Source organism: Luteolibacter sp. (assembly GCF_039920825.1).
Lineage (GTDB): Bacteria > Verrucomicrobiota > Verrucomicrobiia > Verrucomicrobiales > Akkermansiaceae > Luteolibacter.
Genome location: NZ_JBDSCX010000029.1, coordinates 1 through 20471, shown reverse-complemented (window position 1 = coordinate 20471; position 20471 = coordinate 1). Strand labels below are relative to the sequence as shown.

Here is a 20471-nt window from a genome sequence, read left to right as displayed (position 1 = left end):
TCGCGGAAATGATGGACTTTTGAAGGGTAATCCGATTACCTAGCGAGTGCCGGGAAAACACTGATGGCCATTTCCTACCATGCTTGACCGACTTCCACACACCGACGCTCCGTCGCTGATCCTCGTGGTCGATGACGACCAGCAGAACATCCAAATGGTCGGTTCGTTGCTCCTCAAGCACGGTCACGAAGTCCTCGCTGCCTCAAGCGGACCGGAAGCCTTGGCAAAACTGGAGTTCGCGAAGCCTGACATGATCCTGCTGGACGTGATGATGCCCGGCATGACCGGATTCGAGCTTTGCCGCATCCTCCAGGCGAGGCCGGAAACCCGTGATACTCCGATCATTTTCCTTTCCGACCCCTGCGATAAAGACGTCGTCATCGAAGCTTTGCAATATGGCGGAGTGGATTACGTGACCAAGCCTTTCCACAGTGCCGAACTGCTCACCAGGGTCGATCTCCACTCGAACCTCCAGAAAAGTCGCCGCCTCATGTCGGCGATCATCACGGAAAAAAACCGTCTATTGGAGATCGTGGCCCACGACCTGAAGAACCCGCTCAACGGCATTCAGTTTGCCGCAATCATGCTTGCCGAAGGGGCGAAAGGCAACAGTCCCGAACAGGACCAGCTTGTGGGCAGCATCATGGACTCGTCCGCCCGCGCCTTCGAGATCGTGTCCAACTTGCTGGCCACGCCTGTGCTCGATGAGCTGAAAACCAAAATCCGCAACGAGCCTGTCTGCTTGAACGAGAACGCCGCAAAGGCGGTGAGAGGTTTTGAACAACACGTCCGCAGCAAGCAAATCCACTTGGAGTTCCACAACGCACCGGACGCGATCATGGTTCTAGGGGAGGACAAAACGTTGCTGTGCTGCTTTGAAAACCTGATCTCCAACGCGATCAAGTTTTCTCCCAAGGGAGCACATGTGGCGATCAAAATTCAACCCGATGGTGGAAATGGAGAGTTTAGGATCGAGGATCAAGGTCCCGGAATCCGGGAGGAGGAAGTCGGACAGCTTTTCCAGAAATTCACCCGACTCAGCGCACGCCCCACCGCCGGCGAAGCATCGACGGGCCTGGGATTGCACATCGTCCATGAGCTTGTCAGCGCCATGCAGGGAACCGTCCTCTACGAGAAAAGCCGCTTGGGAGGCGCCTGTTTCTCCGTCAAGCTACCACTGGCTTTCAACTGACTCCGTCAGACATCGCCGTTACTTCGGCATCAATTCCTCATTCGGATCCACCCAGGCGGCTTCGTGGCCCTTCGCGTAATTGAAGAGATGTGCATGCGGCTACTTTTATATCAACGATTCCCACCACGTGTCCTGTTCGAGTGACCATCTCACTCGACGAATGTTAGGAACCTATCAAGCCGTTCCGATCCAGAATTTCCCTTACTCGAGGCAGAGCTCTTTCGAAGGCATCCCGGAGTTCATGCAGGTCTGGCATCCTTACCTCTTGAAAGGCGACTTCCATTTCTGCCAACGTCACCCCACTTTTTGTCACCAGAAACGCCACGTCCTCCATGTCTTGAGGATCGTTGCCCCTCATCATTTTGGTCAGAATCAGGTCCACCGCGTGAGGTCTGAAGAGACGAAGCCAACGGGTTTCCGGCTGTAGGACGGGAACCAGATGTTCTTCCCACTGGGGGCGAAGAAAAACCTGATCCTCACTAAAAAGATGAGTGATATAAAGCCCCCTGGGTTCCAAAATGCGGTTAGCGCGCTCTTGAGCTTCCCAAAATCCACTATCCTCCATCAGTACGGGAAGTTGAGATAGACGAATGATGCCATCCACATCCTGGGTCGTGCCGAATTCTGCTGGTGCATCCGCAAATCCCAAACACAACGCCGCACGCCCATAAAGAACCAGACTCACCTCGTGATCCAATTCGCGATCAAGAGCGAGAAGAACCTCGGTCGGATTGTCCTGCGAGGCTCTCATGAAGAAAGCGGCGCACGCGGCCTGATCCACTGTTTGAGATTCCCAACCCCGTTCCGGGTGATGCCGGTCATCGCCACGAAGCGAGTGGGATGAGGCAAAGCGTCAGGTTGCGGCACCCAATCGCTTGCCGGAAGCAACCCGAGCAATTTGTCCCAGAATGGGTTTTGTGGCTCCACCTCATGACCGCACAAAGCAATGTGCCTCACTACCGTCTCGCAACGCTCCCGAAGTGCCAGATTTGCGATGGATTCCGGACGATTTCCTTCCGCAGCCAACATCGCAGCCCCCATTCTCAGCCTCTGCTGTGAATAGAGAGCCGACGGAGAAAGTAACGCGACCGCCAACTCTTCGTTCGTCAATCCTCTCTCGCTCCCGCTATCCGAGACAGCCGGAGTTCTTCTCATCTCTTTCAATGAATCCCCGTGACTGTCGTAGTAGCGCAGTCCCCGGGACACCGCCAGCCGCTCGAGATCCATGGGACTCGCCAGTCCCAAACGTCGGGCCTTCATCAACAACGCCGAGAGGTGCGCTGTCGTGCCCAGCCGTCGAGCCAACGTTAAGGATTCCATGGCTTGAGGCTAGCAACGTTCCAATCGATTGCAATCCCACTCTCCACAGCCCGCTGAATGACCAGTCGTCGCCCCACGACCGAATACACAGGACTATTTTACAACGAGCCCATGATTGGGATCTTCTTTGTCCGGATTGAACCCCTTGGAATAGGAAAACACGTCTTTGTGGAGGTATTCGACGAATTGCTCTCGTTGCGCCGCATCAAGCCTCTTCCAGATCGCTAGATTGAGCGTGCGAGCAACCTTCATCATCATCTTGAGCGTGAGCTTCCGCCCTGACTTGGCTCTCTGGACCTGCTTGTAAGTGAGCTGCTCGTCTGACGCATCGACCAAATCGTGGCTTTCGAGGCCCCACATTTCCATCATGGCTATCAGAGGCTGGGGACCAAATTCTCGTTCTTCTTCGCTCATCGTGTTGCGGTGTTTATCGTTCGGTGGCCCTGCGAGATCAAGCATTCCTCCGCTGATCGTGCCCGAGCCACTCTGCCCCAAAAAGATTGGCCAGTTTCTGCAACGGGCTGCCGGAAGGCTGATGGGAGTTGGCCTCCCACGTGAACAGCGTGCCTTTCGTGACTCCGACGCGCTTTGCCAACTGGCCCTGGGTAAGTCCGAGCTTCTTCCTCGCGGCCCGAATGCGGTCACCGAGCACGGAACTCGCCGTCCCCCATCCGTCTCGATCCTTCCGAAAGCAACGAAGATTGAATTGTAAAAAGTAGCTGTGAAGATGCTTGTGCAGATAGGGGCTGAATTTTTCCCCGTCCTCCTTCGCCAGCTTCACCAGAACGGTCGCATTGAGCGCCCGCATCAGTTTCTGCATCAGGTGCAGCGTGAGTTGCCGGCCTTTCCGTGCCTTCTGCACCTGCTTGTGGTTCAGTTGTTCCTCGGAAACTTCCACCAATTCATGATTGGTAATCTTCCAGCGGTCCATCAAGCCGTCGAGCGGCTGCGGTCCGTGATCGCGTGTCAGTTCATCCATGCCCGGGATGTAGCGCATCGCAGCGGAACCACCTACGAAAAAAATCACCCATGCGCGGGCGGACATCGGCGCATGAATCGGTTGAATCTCCGCCGGGTTCAATCGGCTTGCCGACACCGCAGTTTGTCATTCAGATCGTCTTCACCAGCTATGTCCACGCTTCCGACAACACGCAACCACTCACTCCTCACCGACGTCGTTGCCGCTATGGTCCTCGCTCCATTCCTCAGCCAGGCTGCGGAAAAAGAAACACCGCTCCTCGACGAATGGCTGCACGCCAAATACCCGGAAAGCCAGCCGTGGGACATCGGCGCGGAAATCCGCGGCCGTTATGAAGACAAGGAAGACGCCGGCGTGGTGGCCAACACTGATTTCATTTCCGGCACCGCCGTGAGCAGGGAAGCGACTTATCTCCGGGAAAAGATCCACCTCGGCTACAAGGCGTCGCCTTGGGTCAGTGCCTTCGTCGAAGGTCGCGACGCTTCGGCCAATGACGACCCGAGCGCCGAGGATTCCCTCGATCTCTTCCAAGCCTATATGATCTTCGGCAACGCCAAGGAGTTTCCCCTGACCGCCCAGATCGGCCGGCAGGAAATGGCCTACGGCGACCAGCGTCTCATCGGCAAAGGGGACTGGAGCAACACCGGTCGCTCGTTCGACGCGATCAAGCTCCGCCTCGAAAATTCCTTCGGTTGGGTCGATGCGTTCACCAGCAAGGTCGTCCTCGTCGATGACGGAAATTTCAACGTCGACAACGACTACGACTATTTCTCCGGCATCTACGCCTCTACCAAGAAGCTGATGCCCTGGCAGGAAACGCAGGCCTACTTCCTCGCGCGCAACAGCCGGCCGCAGGCACCTAACGCCATTTCCACCGGTGTCCCCGGTTCACCATCCACCCAGCGCGACATCTACACCCTCGGCACGCTGTGGAAGTCCGATCCCGAGGCCTTCGGCGGATGGGACTACAGCATGGAACTCGACTATCAGTTCGGCAGTGTTTATAACAAGACCCAGCTCGACCGCCTCGACCAACAATCCTACGGCGTCTTCCTCGATGCAGGTTACACATGGAAAAGTTCCTGCGGCACGCCACGGCTCGGCGTCGGCTACGAACACGGATCCGGCGACAGCAATCCCAATGACGGCAAGGTCGAGACCTTCGAAAACCTCTTCGGCACCCAGCACCGGCCCTACGGCCTGATGGATCTGGTCGGCGCGCGGAACATGCACATCCCGAAACTGGAATTCACCATCAAGCCCGTCAAAGGACTCACGCTCGGCGCCGACTACCTCTTCTTCATCCTGGACGACACCAACGACCTTTTCTATCCGGAATCCGGCAGCGGCCGCAGCGGCAACGGCTACGGTATCAATCCCGGAAACAACTCGTTCGTCGGCTCCGAGATCGATCTCTACGCGAACTACGGCATCAACAAGTGGGCCAACTATCAGATCGGCTACGGCCACTTCTTCACCAGCGACTACATCGATCAATCCGTCGGCTCCGCCGCGACCGACGCGGATTGGTTTTACACCCAGCTCATCCTCACTTTCTAATCAATCATCCCCTCGTTGATTCTCCGCTCGATAGATTTTTCTTCCCCCGTTCTATGAAATCATTCGCACTGTTCCTCTCCCTGCTTGCAGCAGGACAACTCATCGCCGCCGAGGTCACCGTCTTCGCCGCCGCCAGCCTGACCGACGCGCTCAAGGAAGTCGCCACCGCTTACGAAAAGTCCGGCGGCGACAAGGTGGTCTTTAATTTCGCCGCATCCAATACCCTCGCCCAACAGATCCAGGCCGGAGCGCCCGCCGACATCTTCTTCTCCGCCGACGAGGCGAAGATGGACGCGTTGGAAAAGGCCGATCTCATCGCCAAGGACACCCGCAAGGATCTGCTGGGGAATTCGCTCGTCGTCATCACAGCGGAAAACGGACTTAAAGTTTCCGCTCCCGCAGATCTGCAGAACGCCGCTATCAAGCACCTTTCCTTAGGCGATCCCAAGGCGGTGCCCGCTGGAATCTACGCGAAAGCCTGGCTGGAAAAGGCCGGACTCTGGGCGGCGCTCGAATCGAAAGTCGTTCCGGCGGAAAACGTCCGCGCCGCGATGGCTGTCGTTGAATCCGGAAATGCGGAAGCCGGTATCGTTTACAAGACCGACGCCGCGATTTCAAAGAAGGTATGGATTGCCTTGGAAGTCCCTGCTGCCGACGGTCCGAAAATCACCTATCCGGCCGCGATCATCAAAGACTCCCGCAACATGGAAGCAGCGCGCAAGTTCCTCGCCTATCTTGCCGACAAGCAGGCGGATGAAACATTCGCGAAGTTCGGCTTTGCCGTCATCGACTGAGCCGCCATCGTTGCGCCGACCATGAGCGCCGAAGAATACCAGATCATCGCCTTCTCAGTGGCGATGGCTGTCCTCGGCACGCTGCTCATCCTGCCGCCCGGCCTCGCGCTCGGCTGGTTGCTCGCCCGCAAGGACTGGTGGGGGAAATCCTTCGTGGAGACGCTCGTCGCCATGCCGCTGGTCGTGCCGCCGGTCGTCACCGGGCTCGTCCTGCTCCGCATCTTCGGCCGGCGTGGGCCGCTCGGCTCGTGGCTCGACCAAACATTCCAAACCGATGTCGTTTTCACGTGGAAAGCCGTTGTCCTCGCGCTGGCGGTCATGTCACTGCCATTGCTCGTTAGAAATGCCCGTGCCGCCATCGAGGAGGTCAGCCCGGAGCTCGAACAAATGGCCCGCACGCTCGGCGCGCCCGAGTGGCGCGTGTTCTTCTTCATCACCCTGCCCCTCGCCCGCCGCGGCATCATCGCCGGACTGCTGCTCGCCTTCGCCCGCGCCCTCGGCGAGTTCGGCGCCACCATCATGGTCGCCGGAAACATCCCAGGTAAAACCACCACCCTCTCGGTCGCCATCTATCAGCACGTCCAGCTCGGCCAGGACGAAACCGTCTGGAAACTCGCCGCCGTCTCCGTCTCCATCGCCTTCATCGTCCTCTGGCTCAGCGAGCGCTTGCAGAAAAAGCGGCGGAATTCCTGAAGGCCGCCCCTTATGGCACCACCCTTGCCCGATAGAACCGCCTGCCATCCCCCGCCCCGTTGGTGTGGGTGAAAAGGGTGGATGGCCCCGTGGCGTTGACGGGGATTCCGACGTTGCTCCAGGAAAGCGGGGCAAGCGTCGTGCTGGTTTCGAGCTGATAGTTTTTGCCGGAGACCGTGGCGACCGTAACGGTCACGTCGTTTCCGGATCTCCCGACGGCGGTGGCTTTCAGAACCGAAGCCGCGGAAAGAGGGTTCGTGCCGGCGGTTTGTTCGGAGGCGTTTAACTGGCCGTCGCCGTCGGTGTCTGCGACGGGATCGAGGACGAGAACAGCAGCCGAGGCACTGCTGTAAGGCCCGGAGATACCGGCGTTATTGATCTGTTGGACGCGGGCGTAGAGCGTGGTGCCGTAAGACACGGTGACGGATTGGCTGGTGGACGTAGGCGATGCGTCGAGCAGATCCGATCCTCCGGGAGTGGTCCCGATTTGTACGTGATAGCCGGAAATCCCGCCTTCGGGATCATTCGCGGCCGTCCACGTAAAGGTGACTTGATTTCCGATGACGGTCCCGAACAAGGCGAGATCCGCTGCCGGTGTGTTAGCCGCGGGCGGTGGCGTGACGTCGTAGAGTTTCAGATATTGGGCTTCGTAGGGTGCGGTGGACCAATCGCCATCGGTTACCGGCACTTTGTTCATCGCGACGTAAAGTCCTTGCGAAATCAGATCGCTGCCGGAGATGCCGCCGGGAATGAGGAAGGTGTTCCGCCGGTTAGGATCGGTGCCGAGATAGGCAGCGATGTTTTTCACATTATACTGGCGGGCCGGCTTGATGCCGAAGTCATTCACGCCATTCGCATCCGTGTCGATATTCACATTGAACTTATTGGTTCCCATGGTGGCCGGAGTGGCGTTGCGGTCCAAGTTCACGAACGCGAGCACCACGTCGGACAAGTTGGGAGCGGAGTTGCGATTCTCGAATTTGGCGACCGATAAAATCTGACCGTGCGGCGAGTTGTCGTTCAAATTCAGGAAATAACGGTTGGAACTCCGCAGCGCCGGGGAGAATTTCCGGGCCTGCCCGATTCCCTGATAGACCTTCGCGAGCTGCGCAACACCATAGTTGAATGTCGGGTCGCCGACCTGTGTCTTCAGCCAAAGCGGCATCAGCGAGTTGAACTTTTTGAAATGCGGAATCGGCTTCCCGAAGTTCGTTTCATAACGGTCATAGCCGAACGGCGTGATTCCGGACTGCGTGTCACCCGGCGGAACCACCGCGCCACTGAGGCCGAGTTCCTGCCCGGGGAAAACCAGCGGCACGCCGTCCACACTGCTGTTAGCAGCATAGCGGATCAAAGCGTGCCAAGGATCCTGATAGTGATCCTCATCGTGCGAGCTCGTGTTCAGCAGGACCAGCGCCTGCCCGTAGGAACTCCGGCGGCTTTCATAGATGTTCCGGAAGTCGGTCGTGTTCTGCGCGGCATGCAGCGGGAAGACGATGTTCTCATTCAGAATATCGAAATGCCGCGCGGAGCGAAAAGTCACGGCACCGCCATCGAGGCTTTCCGCCATGAAGATGAAATTCCATTTCCGCGTGCGGGTCTTGTTGATGATGTATTCCCAGCACTGCGGCGGCAGCCCTTGGCCGAAGTCCGCGCGGAGCGAATCGATCCCGACGTTAGAGTTCAGGGACGCGCCGCTTACATTCGCCGGGTAGCCAGTCTGGGTCAGCCAGAAGAGCGTGTATTCAGCAAAGTAACGCCAGGCATTCTGGGTGATCGCGTCGAAGTGGCCGTTGGCATCGCCCGCCGAACCTTCGCTGCCGATCGAATAATCAAACCAATCCCCCTCGTTCTGAAAACCACCCGTCGAACCGGAAACCAGCGCGGCATAGCGGCCATAGTAGACCTCGAAAGTATCCGCGAATTTTCCGAAGTCCGTCCGGTCCGGCGCCAATGCGATATTTCCCGCGCCCGATGCCCGCATGTCGTAGGCATCCGTCCTTGCGAAGAAACGCGCCTCCGCATTGCGGATTTCGGTATTCGCATTCGTCCCCCCGTTGCCGAAGAAGGTCTGCCCGATGGCGGCGAGTTCCGAGTCATAACTGGTGTGGTTGAACGGCGCGTCGAGCATGATTCCCACATTCGCGGAATCGGCAGCGGTGGCGAATCCCTGAAACTCGGTCATCGCCTGCGTGCGTCCAGCCAGAGTATCGTTAGAGGACGGGGTGCCGCCGGGATTGAACGACTTCGCCATCAGCGGCATGACTTCGAAAAAGTTCTTCACCGCATACGGGCTGCCGACTTCGAACGGCTGTGAGGTGGCCGGATCAATCTGGCGGCCGTCGATGCCGTTGGGATGGATCGGCTGGAACCACAGCATGTTGGCACCGAGATCCTTGACGTATTGTAGATTGAAACGTGGCCCGCCGCCCACGCCGTTTGCAAGATCGGCAAAAGTGCCGCGCTGCGATGGGAGTGTTCCCGTCGCCGTAATCGTGAGCGGGTTGACCTCATAAAGCTGGATATCCCGAGCCGGCTTCGGCGAGACAACGAGAGCGTGCGCCCGGAAACACAAATCGCCGAAGGGATCGGTATAATAGCGGTAGGTTCCAGGTGCGTCAGTAGTCAATCGCCAGCGTGCGGTGAGTCGATAGGCACCGGTTTTCATCGCGGGCAGCGTGAGCTGATAGCCGCCTGAAACCAGACTCATCGTGTAGGCCTTGTAATAGTTCGCATCGTTGCCGGCCGGAATGGCGTTGCCGGGTGGAGTTTTGATACCGTCCTCAACACCATCTCCGTTCGCGTCCAACTGCGCGCGATCACGCCGATTGAGGTTGGTGAAAACCTCGGCGCTTTCGACTCCCAGCATCTGCGGATCAAAAAAAACCGTGATGGGGATGGAATCACCCGCCACCTCGTTGACGTACAAATGCGTTGTCGAGTAATTCCCATCCACCTCCGTCGCAACCTGCCGGGTAGCGGAATTCGCGCTGATCTTGAGATTCGCAGCCGCAGCGGAAACGCTGAGGGCGAGCATCACCATCAGCGCCCGGGCAGCTACGGCAAGCTGAGTTTCACCCGATAGAAACGCGGGGCGACGGTAGGTGTGGGATCGAGCCATAGGTAGGTTGGATTTTCGCTGGCGACACTGAAATTGGAACCGGTGTTGCTCCAGGTGGTGAGGTTGGAGCTGGTCTCAATTTGATAGACACGGTTTGGAATAACGGGGAACTGGAGGCGCCAGCTTCCGCCGATGGGTGAGATGATGGGCTGGAGCAGGGTGCCGTCGCTGGAATCGGCCGGATTGTAGTCACCGAGGAATTCGAGAAGGTTGGAAACCCCGTCGCCGTCCTTGTCGCCGGAACCGCCTTCCTCGCCGTCGGGATTGTTAGGATCGAGCCGGTTGCGGATTTCCCAGTAGTCTGGCAGTCCGTCGCCATCGCTGTCAGGGATGGCTCCCGGAGACGCCTTCACCAGCCGGGTGTCGGTTAGAGAGACATCGCCGCGCTGGTGGGTGGCGCGGATCTCGTGGAGGTCGTCGGGATTTCCCGTGTAGAACGGCGGCAGGTGGAAGGCGATGGCGCTCTCACCGCCGGTTTCATCCCGGATGAAGGTGTAGCCGGAACGTGGCAGCAACATGCCGTCCAGAGTGATGCCGAACTCGCCGATGATCTGCGCGGGATCGATAGGCGTGTTGGTATTATAGCCGAGGCTCTTGTCGAAATAGACCTTTTCCGTGTAGTTGGTGCCGACCACCGTGCCGTCCGCCGTCGGGAACTGGATGCGGAAATTGACCGGATAAGGCGAGCCCGTGTTGACGTGGCGGGTCAGAGTGGAGAACCAGCCCGCGCCATCACTCAGCGCGTCATTGGTCGAGGACGACGCCTCGCGCAGGCGGACGCTAACTGTAGCGGGCGGAGCGGTGGTCGGGATGTTCTTGTAGTCGAAACGCCACTCGCGCTGATAGCTGCTGTTGCCAAGCTGGCCGGGCGTGACCTCAGTAGCGACCGCCCAATTTCCCGAGCCATTTCCATTGGCCGGAGAATCATTGCCGGAATTCGAATCGAGGATATTGAAACGGACATCCGTGACGCTTGCATCGGTTAGAACAACAAACCCGTAGGTGGTGCCGCCGAGCGTGGAGTTCTCAGCCGGGAAAGCGATTTGCCCGGTGGGAGCCACGGTATCGTAATAGAACGTCTGCGTGTTCGTCTTGTAGAGCGCGGCCTTGCCACCACGGCTGAGGAAGGCGCGTGTGCGGAGAACGTGAAATCCCTCGCTCAGTCCGGTGCGACGCTCACCGAGATCGTCGTGAGGAAACACCGTGGCGGTGGCGGCATTGAAGTTGGTGATTTGAAAAACCGTCTCCATGCGCTTTTTCACTTCCACGTCCGCTACGGAAAACGGGAAGCGGCTGGCGGAAACCGTGTGTAGCGAGCCGATCTTGTAGCGCAGCACGGTGCCCGAAGCGAGCGGCGGAATAGTGCCCTTCCACCAATCCGTATGCAGGGTTGGCGAATCGTCGGCACCGGCGCTTTCGAAAGCCATTGAAACTGCCTGCGTTGTTCCGGCAGGAACTCCGGCGGAGCCTTCAGGAGCGGAGCCGTCGGTGGTGTAATAGAGCCAAGTCTGGTTTACTTGAAACTGATAGGCAGTCTTCACCCGCACGGTGATCGCCTGCCCTGCCGCGGCGGCGGGTTGCGGGGTGAACTGCGCGGTGGTCGTCGCCCCATCGCGGTTGGACGCGGGATTGTGATAGACGTAGGCAGCGGTGGAGGTGTTCGTGTTGACGCCCGCACCAAGCGCCGGTGACGCCACGTCGAAGCCGGTGCCGATCGTCGCCTTCCATGTCTCGGAGCCCTGTGAGCCGATGACATTTCGGCCGACATCCTGCGCGGCGAATTTCTCGGCCACGCGGCGGGAGAACTCCATTTGCTCGAAACCGAGGTAGGTGTCCCTGGCCGTGCCCGGTGGGTTGTCACGTCCCGCGGCGAATCCCGCGCCGAGCTGGGAGTTGAGATCCATGCCCCCATCCAGCGCCATCAGGATGTTTTCCGCGGAGCCGTCCGCACGGGCGGTGAAGGTGAGATTCGCGGGATTTCTAACGAGAGGAACCTGCGCGGTGTAGGCATAGCCGGGGTCGCCGTTCGCTCCGTCCTTGCGGAGCACGCCTATGGTCGGAACTGGCGCGCCGTTCTCGGCAATGTCAATGGCGCGGACCGACGGAGAGCCCTGCCAAATGTTAGGAAGCCCCGGCGTGTCGTAGGAGAAAGCGAAATAACCACCGCTTGGAACAATGACGACGGAGTTGTCGTCACCGCGCAGCAGGCCGTCATTGCCGACCGTCGCGTAGAACGATCCGTTATATGGCGAATAATTTTTCAAACGGGAGCCCGCACCGAACACCGTGCCGAATGGCATCTGCTGGCCGGACGTGTAGTTCCGGGCGTGCATCACCAGCAGCGTAGTCGCATCTCCCACGCTCATGCCGGCGTTCTCGCTGAAGTCACGCATTTCCCAAGCGCAGAAATTCTGGGTGGACCAACGAGCCACCTGATCGCCGCGAATGAAATCCCGCCGCACGGGAAGCGTGCCGGTGATGTAGTTCTGTCCGAACTGTCCTAGGAATGGAATGTAGGCCGGCTTGGGGAAATAGTCGGGACCGCCGGAGATGTTATAGCCGTCGGTGTAAACAATCGGCATGCCCGCGCGGGTGAGCATGTATTGATGGGCGGCCGCGCGCTCGCTCCCGGCCATGTAGTTGTTATCGTGGCTGAGGCAATACATCATGCCGCCATCGACGCCGAAGGTGAACTGCCCGGGGTTGTCCAGACCGGCCATGCTGGAACCGATGCCGGCGAAGCCACCGACGTTGTTCACGAAATCATCATTGGCGATGCGCATCCCCGCGGCGAGATAATCGTTGGGATTCGGCGGCGCGCCGAGATGCTCGCCGAAAAAAACGAGGTCGTTGCGCACGGCGTTGGTCGAGAAATTCGAGTCACGGTGGTTCGACCAATCCGAGTAACCATGAGTGAGGTTGAACTGGGCCTGGGCGCGGCCGAGATAGCCGGCGCTGGATGGATCCTTCGTGCCGCTCTGCTGGCCGAAAAAATAACTGGGAACATGCTTCACCGCATCCAGCCGGAAACCATCGCAGTGCGTCTGATCGATCGTCCAACGCATTGAGCGGATCAGCATCGCGTTGACATCTTCCTCGACCGGATCACCCATGTTGCGGATCCCGTCGCCGAAACCCCAGGCCGCCGTCTGCCGGGCGGGATTAGACGCATCCACTCCGGTGTCGGTGAAAGGTTCCGAGGGCTCGCCCGTGTCATGTTGACCATTGCTGTTGGTGTCCGTGAAATCGAATTTCCCGTTTCCCGCCCACTCGGGATGCGCGACGGTGCCGGTGTCCTGATAGGGTTCCTTGTCGGCGAAAGGATGGATGATCTCGCCATTGGCATCCGTCACTCCGGCGAGATCGTTGTCCGGATAGAGCGACGTTTTTCCCGGATGCCGGATTCCGACCCATTTCGGATAGTCGGCGTTCTCGGTTTGTCCGATCGGATCGAAGCTGGTGTTAGGAGATTCCTGCGCGATGTCCCATGCGAACGGATTCCGGTTCAGCACCTGCCACTCGTCGTTGTAGTCCACGCTGTCGCTCGGTTTCCTCCAACCGCCGCCGGTCTTGCTGACCAGATGAAAATCCTCCGGGACGAATCCGGGGATACCGGGAAGCAGCGTGCCTGCCGGCACCGGATCCAACGGCCCCGCGCTGTGGGCCATGACGTTGTCGAAATAAACACGAATGCCGAAACGGTGCGCCATTTCCACAAGACGCAGCAGTTCCGCCTTGGTCCCGTAGCGGGTGGCGACTGAGCCGGACTGGTCTTTGTCGCCGAGGTCGAAACGGTCCACCGGATCGTAGCCCACGGAATAGGCACCGGACGCGCCTTTGCAGGGATTTGGCAGCCACAACGAATCATAGCCCGCCTCCGCGACTTCCGGTATCCTGCGGGAAATTTCCGCCCAACTGGTATTGAAATACTGCAGCACCGTTTCCCCGCGAGCCAGACCGGCGAGAAGAAGGAAAGCTGCAAGTATACGTCGCGAAATGGATTTCATGAGTCGGAGAGGCCGCGGACGGTCCGATAGCGGAACAGGCGGATGGGTTACCTCTTCACATGTTGCCCCGGAATCCCCGGTTTACAACAAATTCTCCGGACACGCACTCTCGAAAACGATCCCTCGCCCTAATTTCCGGCGGGAATCGGCGCGTCGATCATCCACTGGACGGCCATGTCGAACTCGCTGAGAAAGCGATCCCCGGCCCCGTTCATGTCGTGGGTGGCATCCGGGATGACGACGAGTTTGTTGGGAGTGGCGGCATGCAGGGATTTGAGCCAATCGGTATCATCGAGCATGTCGAGCTGCCCGGCGAACTGGACGATGCGGACGCCGTGGAGTGCGGGTGCCAGATCGGCGAGAGCGTAGGTGTCGGGGCCTTTGGGATCGAGGCCCAACAGATCACTCTGGCTGATCCCATAGCGGCTGCGGTCGCCGGGAGAAACGGCGAGGATGCCGACGAGGTGCTTCTCGCGGTCCGGACTGGCGGCCGCGTTGATCGCCCATTCGGCCCCGGTGGACCAGCCGGTGAACCAGACGGGAATCTCGTCGGCAAGCTTGGCGCGTTTCCTAACGGAGGCAACGGCGGCATTGAAGGCTTCCACCAGTTTCGCGTGATCGAACGTGCGGGAATTGGCGAATCTCCGGCAATCCCAACCACCGACCGCGTAACCGGCGGCGACGGCGTGGAGAGCGACGGGTTCCTCCCACTGTCCCGACCATCCGCCATCGCCGGTGGCGACGATGAGTATGCCCTTCGGATGCTCCGCGGCGTAATAGAGTGTCTCGAATTTCCCGCTGGAAAGCGTTACCGGAATGACCTCCGCCTTCTTGCTGGTGTAGAGACGCGGCAGGAAGAGGTGATAGAGAAACCAGGCGATGGGAATCAACAGGAGGATCTGGATCACCGTTAGAACGCGGCGAAGGAGGGTTCCGGACTTCGGTATCATGATGGATCGGGAGTGATCAGTCGGTCATCGGGCAACGTTTCCTTGGTCGGCGACGAACCGTCCTTTCGTTTCCGGATCGAAGGTTTGCCGATCAGCGTGGTAATGTCGAGAATCGCCGCGGGCAGGTCCCATGCCTTGGAAATCGCCAGGTAGCGGGGATGCCAGACGGGTTGGAATTTGCTCTTCCAGGCGCGGAGGCCGTTGAAATTGTAGAACGCCTCGCCCTTGTCGTAGATCAATCCACCGATGCGGCTCCACAACGGGGCGAACTGGTTGCCCGCGAGTCCGGAGAGCGGGGCCATGCCGAGGTCGAACCAGCGGTAGCCCTGCTCTTTCCCCCACAGCATCATGCTCACGAAAAGACAATCCATCACTCCGTTAGGCGCGTCGGGAACGTGGCGCATCAGATCGGTGGAGAGCTCGTCCTTGCCATTGCCGGGCCAGATATTGCCGAAGGCGATGACCTTTCCCTGCACCAGAATCACCGCGACGGGAAGCTGACGGACGTAGTCGTCGGTGAAGCGGCCGAGTGAGAAGCCCTTTTCCTTGGCTTGGTGATGGGCGAGCCATGCATCCGAAACGGAGCGAAGTTCATCAAGGCGCGCGGCGACGACGTCCGGCTGCCAGATTTCGAAAATCCAGCCTTCGCGCTCCATGCGGTTCATGACCTTGCGGAATTTCTTCAACTCGGACGACGCGAGATCGAACGTGTCCAACGGGATCATCGCCTCCTCCCCCAGCTTGTAAATCCGTAGGCCCATTTCCACGCAGACCGGCATCATCGAGGCTCCCACCTGATAGAACGCGACCCGCATGCCGTCGTCGTGCGCCTGCTCCATGAAACGCCAGTAAAGTCCCTCGAATTTTTCCTCGTCGCCGACGGGATCCGCCATGGCGACGCGGGTGCGGCCCTGGTCTCCATACATCAGGAATGCGCTTTGCTCGTAGTTGAGAAGAAATTCCTTGTCGCCCACCAGGGCGAGCGCGCTGCTGCACCGGGCCGTCCGCGAAACCATTTCCGAGATCATTTCCATCGGAGGCTGCGGTCCGCGTGCTCGTGGCGGCGCGGGCCGGAACCACTGGATCAGCGCCACGGTGATGAGGATCATCGCGCTGCCCGCCATCCCGCGCAGCAAACGGGCGGCGTCGTTATCGAAGGAATACTGCCACCAAAGCTCGTTCTCATATCCGATGTGGCGGCTCGTATAAAACCCGAACCAGATCGCAAGGCCGACGATTGATAGAATGAGTCCCCACCATTGCAGCGAAAAACGACGCGTCCAGATCCCGGCGTGGCGATGAAACTTCGAGCGAAACGGCAGCAACGCTCCAAGGAAAACAAACAGAACGATCGACTCCTCCCAATCGAAGCCCTTGAGCAACGAGAAAAGAATGCCGCCGCTGGCCATCGCCACGGCGATCCACCATGCCGCCTGCACCCGCCGCAACAGGCCGCTGGCGACGATGATCATTACCGTCCCCGCAATGCTTGATAGAAAATGCGACGCCTCGACAAAGGGCAGCGGAATGAATTTCTCCAACACCAGCTTGCGGCTCGCATCCATCGGCGTGTTGGCGGACAGCATCAGGACGAAACCACCGGCCAGCGCGCTCATCCCGGCGAGCCGCGGAGCGATGGCGGACCAAGCCTTGCCCGTGCCATCCATCGTTTTCTTCGCCCAATGCCGCCTGCTCCAGATTTCCCGGAAGCTAACAGCCGCAACGGCGATGACGAATGGGATGAGATAATAGGTGAGCCGATACGTCAGCAGCGCGCCGACGATGACCGGCGAGGCCACCATGCCGTTGGTGAATTTCGTGATGAAAAGCTCCATCACGCCGATGCCGCCGGGAACATGGCTGGCAGCTCCGATCGCCTGCCCTACGGCGGTGGCGGCAAGGAAGGCAGGCGTCGGAATTTCAGCCGGTAGGAAAACCCGCAGCGCCAGCCCGGCGAACAACCAATCGAAACCCGAGACGATCATCGCCGCCAGCATCACCTTCCACGGCGGCAGGAACCGCACCGGCCTGCCGCGGAAGCCGACGGCCGAAAGCACGCAAATCGCGAGGCAGGTCATTAACAACGCAACACCGATCCCTCGCCCCATCGTCGCCGGCAGCCAATCGAGCACCGGCGGCGACCAGCACATCATGATCCCCGCCAGAAAAGCATGGCCCAGCCAACCGGCGACCATTAGAAATCCGGTGATCCTCGCGATTTCCGAACCGCCGAGGCCATACTGACCGTAAAACCGCAGTCGGATCGCGCCGCCACCGAGGATGGTGCCGCCACCGTTCATGCTGAACGAACCGGCGATCAGCGCCGTCCCAAGCACCCCACCGGTAGGCAGGGATTTCCCTAACCACCGCAAAGCCACCAGATCCAGCGAGGCATTGCATAACAGACTCGCCGCTGTCAGCAGCAAAGCGATGCTCAAATGCCAGACGCCGATCCGGCGCAAGGCGTCGTCCAACTCGTCCAAGTGGAAACCGCCCCATTCCTTGCCTAACGACCACACCGCAAACGCCAACAGCGCCAACCATGCGAATGGGGCGACAGCGGCCAACAGCCCTTTGACTCTCTCAAATTTGATCGGAAGATCCATGCCAATGCGGAGGACCGCGCGCAGGTTTGAGCGGCTTTCACTCCGAACTCAACCCTTGTTTATCATCAGTGAAACGACACCGACGGGCAAATTCTTCCGAAAACTTGAAAAAGTTCACAGCACATTGAAAAACAATCGGTTATTTCGCCATCTTGGCTCAATAATCCCATCTGCTTCCTGTGCATCGGCGTGACATGCACACTCCAGCCGCGGTGTCCGGAATGAATGGGCTTTGAAAAACCCCGATGTCGGGAAAAAAGAACGACAAGCTCCGCAATCCCGCTAGCCTGTGGCGGCGTTTTCATTTTCCGGCATGCATCATCTCGATCTCATCCTCACCCTCACTGGCGGCCTCACGGCGGCGCTCGTTTTCGGTTACCTCACGCTGCGGATCGGACTCTCGCCGATCGTGGGGTATTTGTTCGCCGGGATCGTGGTCAGCGCGAACACGCCGGGCTTCGTGGCGGACGAGGGACTCGCCAAGCAGATGGCGGAGATCGGGGTGATCCTGCTGATGTTCGGCGTCGGTCTGCACTTTCATTTCAAGGAACTGCTGGCGGTGAAACGGATCGCCATCCCCGGTGCGCTCGGCCAGAGCGTGATCGCCACCGTGGCCAGCATGCTGATCCTGCGCGGCTTCGGCTGGGGCTGGGCGGATGGCGCGGTCTTCGGCATGGCAATCGCCGTGGCGAGCACCGTGGTCCTGACGCGAATCCTCGCTGACAACCACCACCTGCACACGCCTACGGGACACATCGCCATCGGCTGGCTGGTGGTGGAGGACATTCTAACTGTCTTCGTGCTAGTGCTCATTCCGGCGATTTTCAGCGGCGGCGGTGAGTCGGTCGGCGGAGCGGCGATCGCCTTGGCGCTGCTGTGGACGACGGTGAAAATCGGTGCGCTGGTGGCGTTCACCTTTCTCGTCGGCGGCCGGGTGATCCCGTGGATTCTCACACTGGTCGCCCGCACTCACTCGCGGGAATTGTTCACTCTGAGCGTGCTGGTGGTGGCTCTTGGCATCGCGATCGGCGCGGCGAAATTGTTCGGCGTCTCGATGGAACTCGGTGCTTTCCTCGCCGGAATGGTGGTGGGCCGATCGGAATTCAGCACCCGCGCAGCGACCGATGCACTGCCGATGAAAGACGCCTTCGCGGTGTTGTTCTTCGTTTCCGTGGGCATGCTCTTCAATTTCCACAGCCTGTTGGAAACGCCGTGGCTGGTCCTCGCCACCATCGGCATCGTGATGATCGTGAAACCGCTTTCCGCCGTCGTCATTACGCTGCTGCTGCGCTATCCGTTAGGCACGGCGCTGTCGGTCGGCGCTGTGCTGTCTCAGATCGGCGAGTTCTCATTCATCGTCGGCACCATGGGCAGCCAATACGGGCTGATTTCTGATCAGGCGTTCAATGCGCTGGTCGCGACCGCCATCGTTTCCATCACCTTTTCGCCGCTGCTCTATCGGGCGATGCCGGTGATCGAGCGCTGGGTCGCTCGCCGCCCCGCACTGTGGAATCTGCTCAACCGCAAACCGCTCACCGCCGATGAAAACAAATCCCAGTCGCCACCGGACCATGGACGGCGGGCGGTCATCATCGGCTACGGACCCGTGGGAAAAACCGTCTTCCGATTGCTGCGCGACAACGGTTTCTCGCCATCGGTCGTCGAAATGAATCTCGACACCGTTCAAGCGTTGCGGGCGAAAAATATCAGTGCGTTTTTCGGCGACGCCAGCCATCCGGACACCCTCAAAGCCGCCGGGATCAAAAAGGCTGACAACCTCATTCTCAGCTCTTCCAGTATCCCGTTAGGGAAGGAAATCATCCAGGAAAACCGCCGCATCAATCCCGGCATCCGCGTCATCGCCCGCACCGCCTATCTGCGCGAGGCGGAGGAACTGATGGAAGCCGGTGCCACCGCGGTCTTCTCCGGCGAAGGCGAGGTCGCGCTCTCCATTACCGAAAAAATCCTCGAAGCTTTCGGTGCCAACCGCGAACAGATCGACCGCGAACGCGACCGTTTCCGCAGGGATTTCTCCAACCCCGATGCGCAGGCACTGGAAATCTAGCTCTCCCCTTTCCATCATATCGCCGTTATGAGATTTCTCTATCCGCTTCTCGTCTGCTGCCTGATTCCCTCCTGTGCCCCCAAGGTCACACCGGATCAAGCCATCGCCACCGCCTACCGCTACACTCAGGTCGAATGGACGCCGGACGTGCGGAATGTCAGACATGGGGTCGATTCGCAAGGCATCCTTGTCCAAACCCCGGACCAGAGCCTCAAGTCGCCCGGTGGCTGGTGGAAGCCTGGCGTTGCCGCCAAAAGCATGCCCTATCAGTGGGGCGGTTTCGATACGCCGGAAATGTTCCTTGAGAAAATCGCCGCCGGAAAAAAAGCGGGCGACATCGCCGACGCAGCCAAGCGCAAACTCGGCGACGCCGGGACCAGCCGGGAATCCTGCGGCATCGACTGCTCCGGCTTTGTCTCGCGCTGTTGGAACCTTCCCCGCCCCTACTCCACGGCGGAACTCCCGCAGATCTGCACTCCTCTGGAATCCTGGGGCCGTCTGCGCCCCGGCGATATCGTTCTCAATGACAAACACGTCGTTCTCTTCGTGAAATGGAAAATCTCCGGCGAGGAATTCGACGCCTACGAAGCCGGTCCCCTGCCCGTCTGGCGCGTCAGCGCCTGCGGCCTGCGCGTGGGGAAACTCATCCAACACGGCTACGCCCCGTGGCGCTACCGCGGGATGGAGACGGCAGCCGGGCCGTGAAGCATTCACCTAACATATCGCCGCAGGCGAAAACTTTGGACTGCGGTGAAAACGATAGAGCATCACCGCTTTGGGAGGCAGGCCGGCTTTCCAGCCACCCCTTCTCGCCAGAAAAAAAGCCGCATTCACGCCTTTCACTCCAAGGCACGCACCTCAATGGAACATCAACGCTCTCTCTCAAAGCGGTGATGCTCACCGCAGTCCAAAGTTCCGCCGCAAGCGGTGGATTGAAGAGCTCCGCCCTCCAACACATACAGACCAAAGATCGGCACCCCATATTTCGAACGCCTGAGAGGCTGTCTGAAAAATCTGAAACCCTTCGGACGCCAATACGGAAAGAGTTTTTTTAACCGCAGATGAACAGGCATGTAGTCATTCAAGTTTTTTCTTCATGCGGTGTTGGATTCGGCATGTTGGGTGATCTGGGTTTGAAGGTGGAGGACACAGGCGGCTAGGTTGGCAGGCAGGGAGAGTTCGGC

The 20471-nt window shown here is 59.3% G+C and carries 14 protein-coding genes; 6 read left to right on the top strand and 8 right to left on the bottom strand.

The features are described 5' to 3' along the window. Window positions 1-79: 79 nt before the first annotated feature. On the top strand, window positions 80-1192 hold the full coding sequence (locus tag ABIQ96_RS07530) for a hybrid sensor histidine kinase/response regulator (RefSeq protein WP_348213956.1): 1113 nt from the start codon (window positions 80-82) through the stop codon (window positions 1190-1192). Window positions 1193-1355: 163 nt separating this feature from the next. Here the strand turns inward: ABIQ96_RS07530 and ABIQ96_RS07525 are convergent, their stop codons facing one another. From ABIQ96_RS07525 to ABIQ96_RS07510, 4 genes are all read right to left on the bottom strand, one after another. Then, on the bottom strand, window positions 1356-1943 hold the full coding sequence (locus ABIQ96_RS07525; RefSeq protein ID WP_348213955.1) for a DUF6036 family nucleotidyltransferase: 588 nt from the start codon (window positions 1941-1943) through the stop codon (window positions 1356-1358). Next, window positions 1940-2512 carry a hypothetical protein gene (locus tag ABIQ96_RS07520; protein WP_348213954.1) on the bottom strand — a complete coding sequence of 191 codons (573 nt, stop codon included), beginning with the start codon at window positions 2510-2512 and terminating at the stop codon, window positions 1940-1942. Before ABIQ96_RS07520 ends, ABIQ96_RS07525 begins: the two co-directional genes overlap by 4 nt. 93 nt (window positions 2513-2605) lie before the next feature. Further along, a complete protein-coding gene (locus tag ABIQ96_RS07515) occupies window positions 2606-2926 on the bottom strand; it encodes a hypothetical protein (RefSeq protein WP_348213953.1) in 321 nt (106 codons plus the stop codon). A gap of 37 nt (window positions 2927-2963) precedes the next feature. Next, complete coding sequence (locus ABIQ96_RS07510) at window positions 2964-3557, bottom strand: helix-turn-helix transcriptional regulator (RefSeq protein ID WP_348213952.1); 594 nt, start codon at window positions 3555-3557, stop codon at window positions 2964-2966. 84 nt (window positions 3558-3641) lie between these two features. Between ABIQ96_RS07510 and ABIQ96_RS07505 the strand changes: the two genes are divergently transcribed. The 3 genes from ABIQ96_RS07505 to modB are packed head-to-tail and all read left to right on the top strand — an operon-like array spanning window position 3642 to window position 6538. Next, window positions 3642-5051, top strand: a complete 1410-nt coding sequence (locus ABIQ96_RS07505) for an alginate export family protein (protein WP_348213951.1) — start codon at window positions 3642-3644, stop codon at window positions 5049-5051. A gap of 53 nt (window positions 5052-5104) precedes the next feature. Then, complete coding sequence (modA, locus tag ABIQ96_RS07500; protein ID WP_348213950.1) at window positions 5105-5845, top strand: molybdate ABC transporter substrate-binding protein; 741 nt, start codon at window positions 5105-5107, stop codon at window positions 5843-5845. Between the two features lie 21 nt (window positions 5846-5866). Beyond that, window positions 5867-6538: a molybdate ABC transporter permease subunit gene (modB, locus tag ABIQ96_RS07495; protein ID WP_348213949.1), complete on the top strand. Its 672-nt coding sequence runs from the start codon at window positions 5867-5869 to the stop codon at window positions 6536-6538. Window positions 6539-6548: 10 nt separating this feature from the next. Here modB and ABIQ96_RS07490 read toward each other — a convergent pair whose 3' ends face one another. The 4 genes from ABIQ96_RS07490 to mprF form a co-directional block, all read right to left on the bottom strand. Beyond that, window positions 6549-9659 (bottom strand): hypothetical protein, encoded by a 3111-nt coding sequence (locus ABIQ96_RS07490; protein ID WP_348213948.1) that lies wholly within the window; start codon window positions 9657-9659, stop codon window positions 6549-6551. Then, window positions 9596-13666 carry a hypothetical protein gene (locus ABIQ96_RS07485; protein ID WP_348213947.1) on the bottom strand — a complete coding sequence of 1357 codons (4071 nt, stop codon included), beginning with the start codon at window positions 13664-13666 and terminating at the stop codon, window positions 9596-9598. Before ABIQ96_RS07485 ends, ABIQ96_RS07490 begins: the two co-directional genes overlap by 64 nt. A gap of 128 nt (window positions 13667-13794) precedes the next feature. Then, the gene (locus tag ABIQ96_RS07480) at window positions 13795-14616 is read right to left on the bottom strand and encodes a hypothetical protein (protein WP_348213946.1); all 822 of its coding nucleotides are present in this window, start codon (window positions 14614-14616) and stop codon (window positions 13795-13797) included. After that, window positions 14613-17222 carry a bifunctional lysylphosphatidylglycerol flippase/synthetase MprF gene (mprF, locus tag ABIQ96_RS07475; protein ID WP_348213945.1) on the bottom strand — a complete coding sequence of 870 codons (2610 nt, stop codon included), beginning with the start codon at window positions 17220-17222 and terminating at the stop codon, window positions 14613-14615. Before mprF ends, ABIQ96_RS07480 begins: the two co-directional genes overlap by 4 nt. 313 nt (window positions 17223-17535) lie before the next feature. Between mprF and ABIQ96_RS07470 the strand changes: the two genes are divergently transcribed. Both ABIQ96_RS07470 and ABIQ96_RS07465 read left to right on the top strand, forming a co-directional pair. Further along, a complete protein-coding gene (locus tag ABIQ96_RS07470; protein ID WP_348213944.1) occupies window positions 17536-19287 on the top strand; it encodes a cation:proton antiporter in 1752 nt (583 codons plus the stop codon). Between the two features lie 27 nt (window positions 19288-19314). Beyond that, on the top strand, window positions 19315-19992 hold the full coding sequence (locus ABIQ96_RS07465; RefSeq protein ID WP_348213943.1) for a hypothetical protein: 678 nt from the start codon (window positions 19315-19317) through the stop codon (window positions 19990-19992). Window positions 19993-20471: the final 479 nt, after the last annotated feature.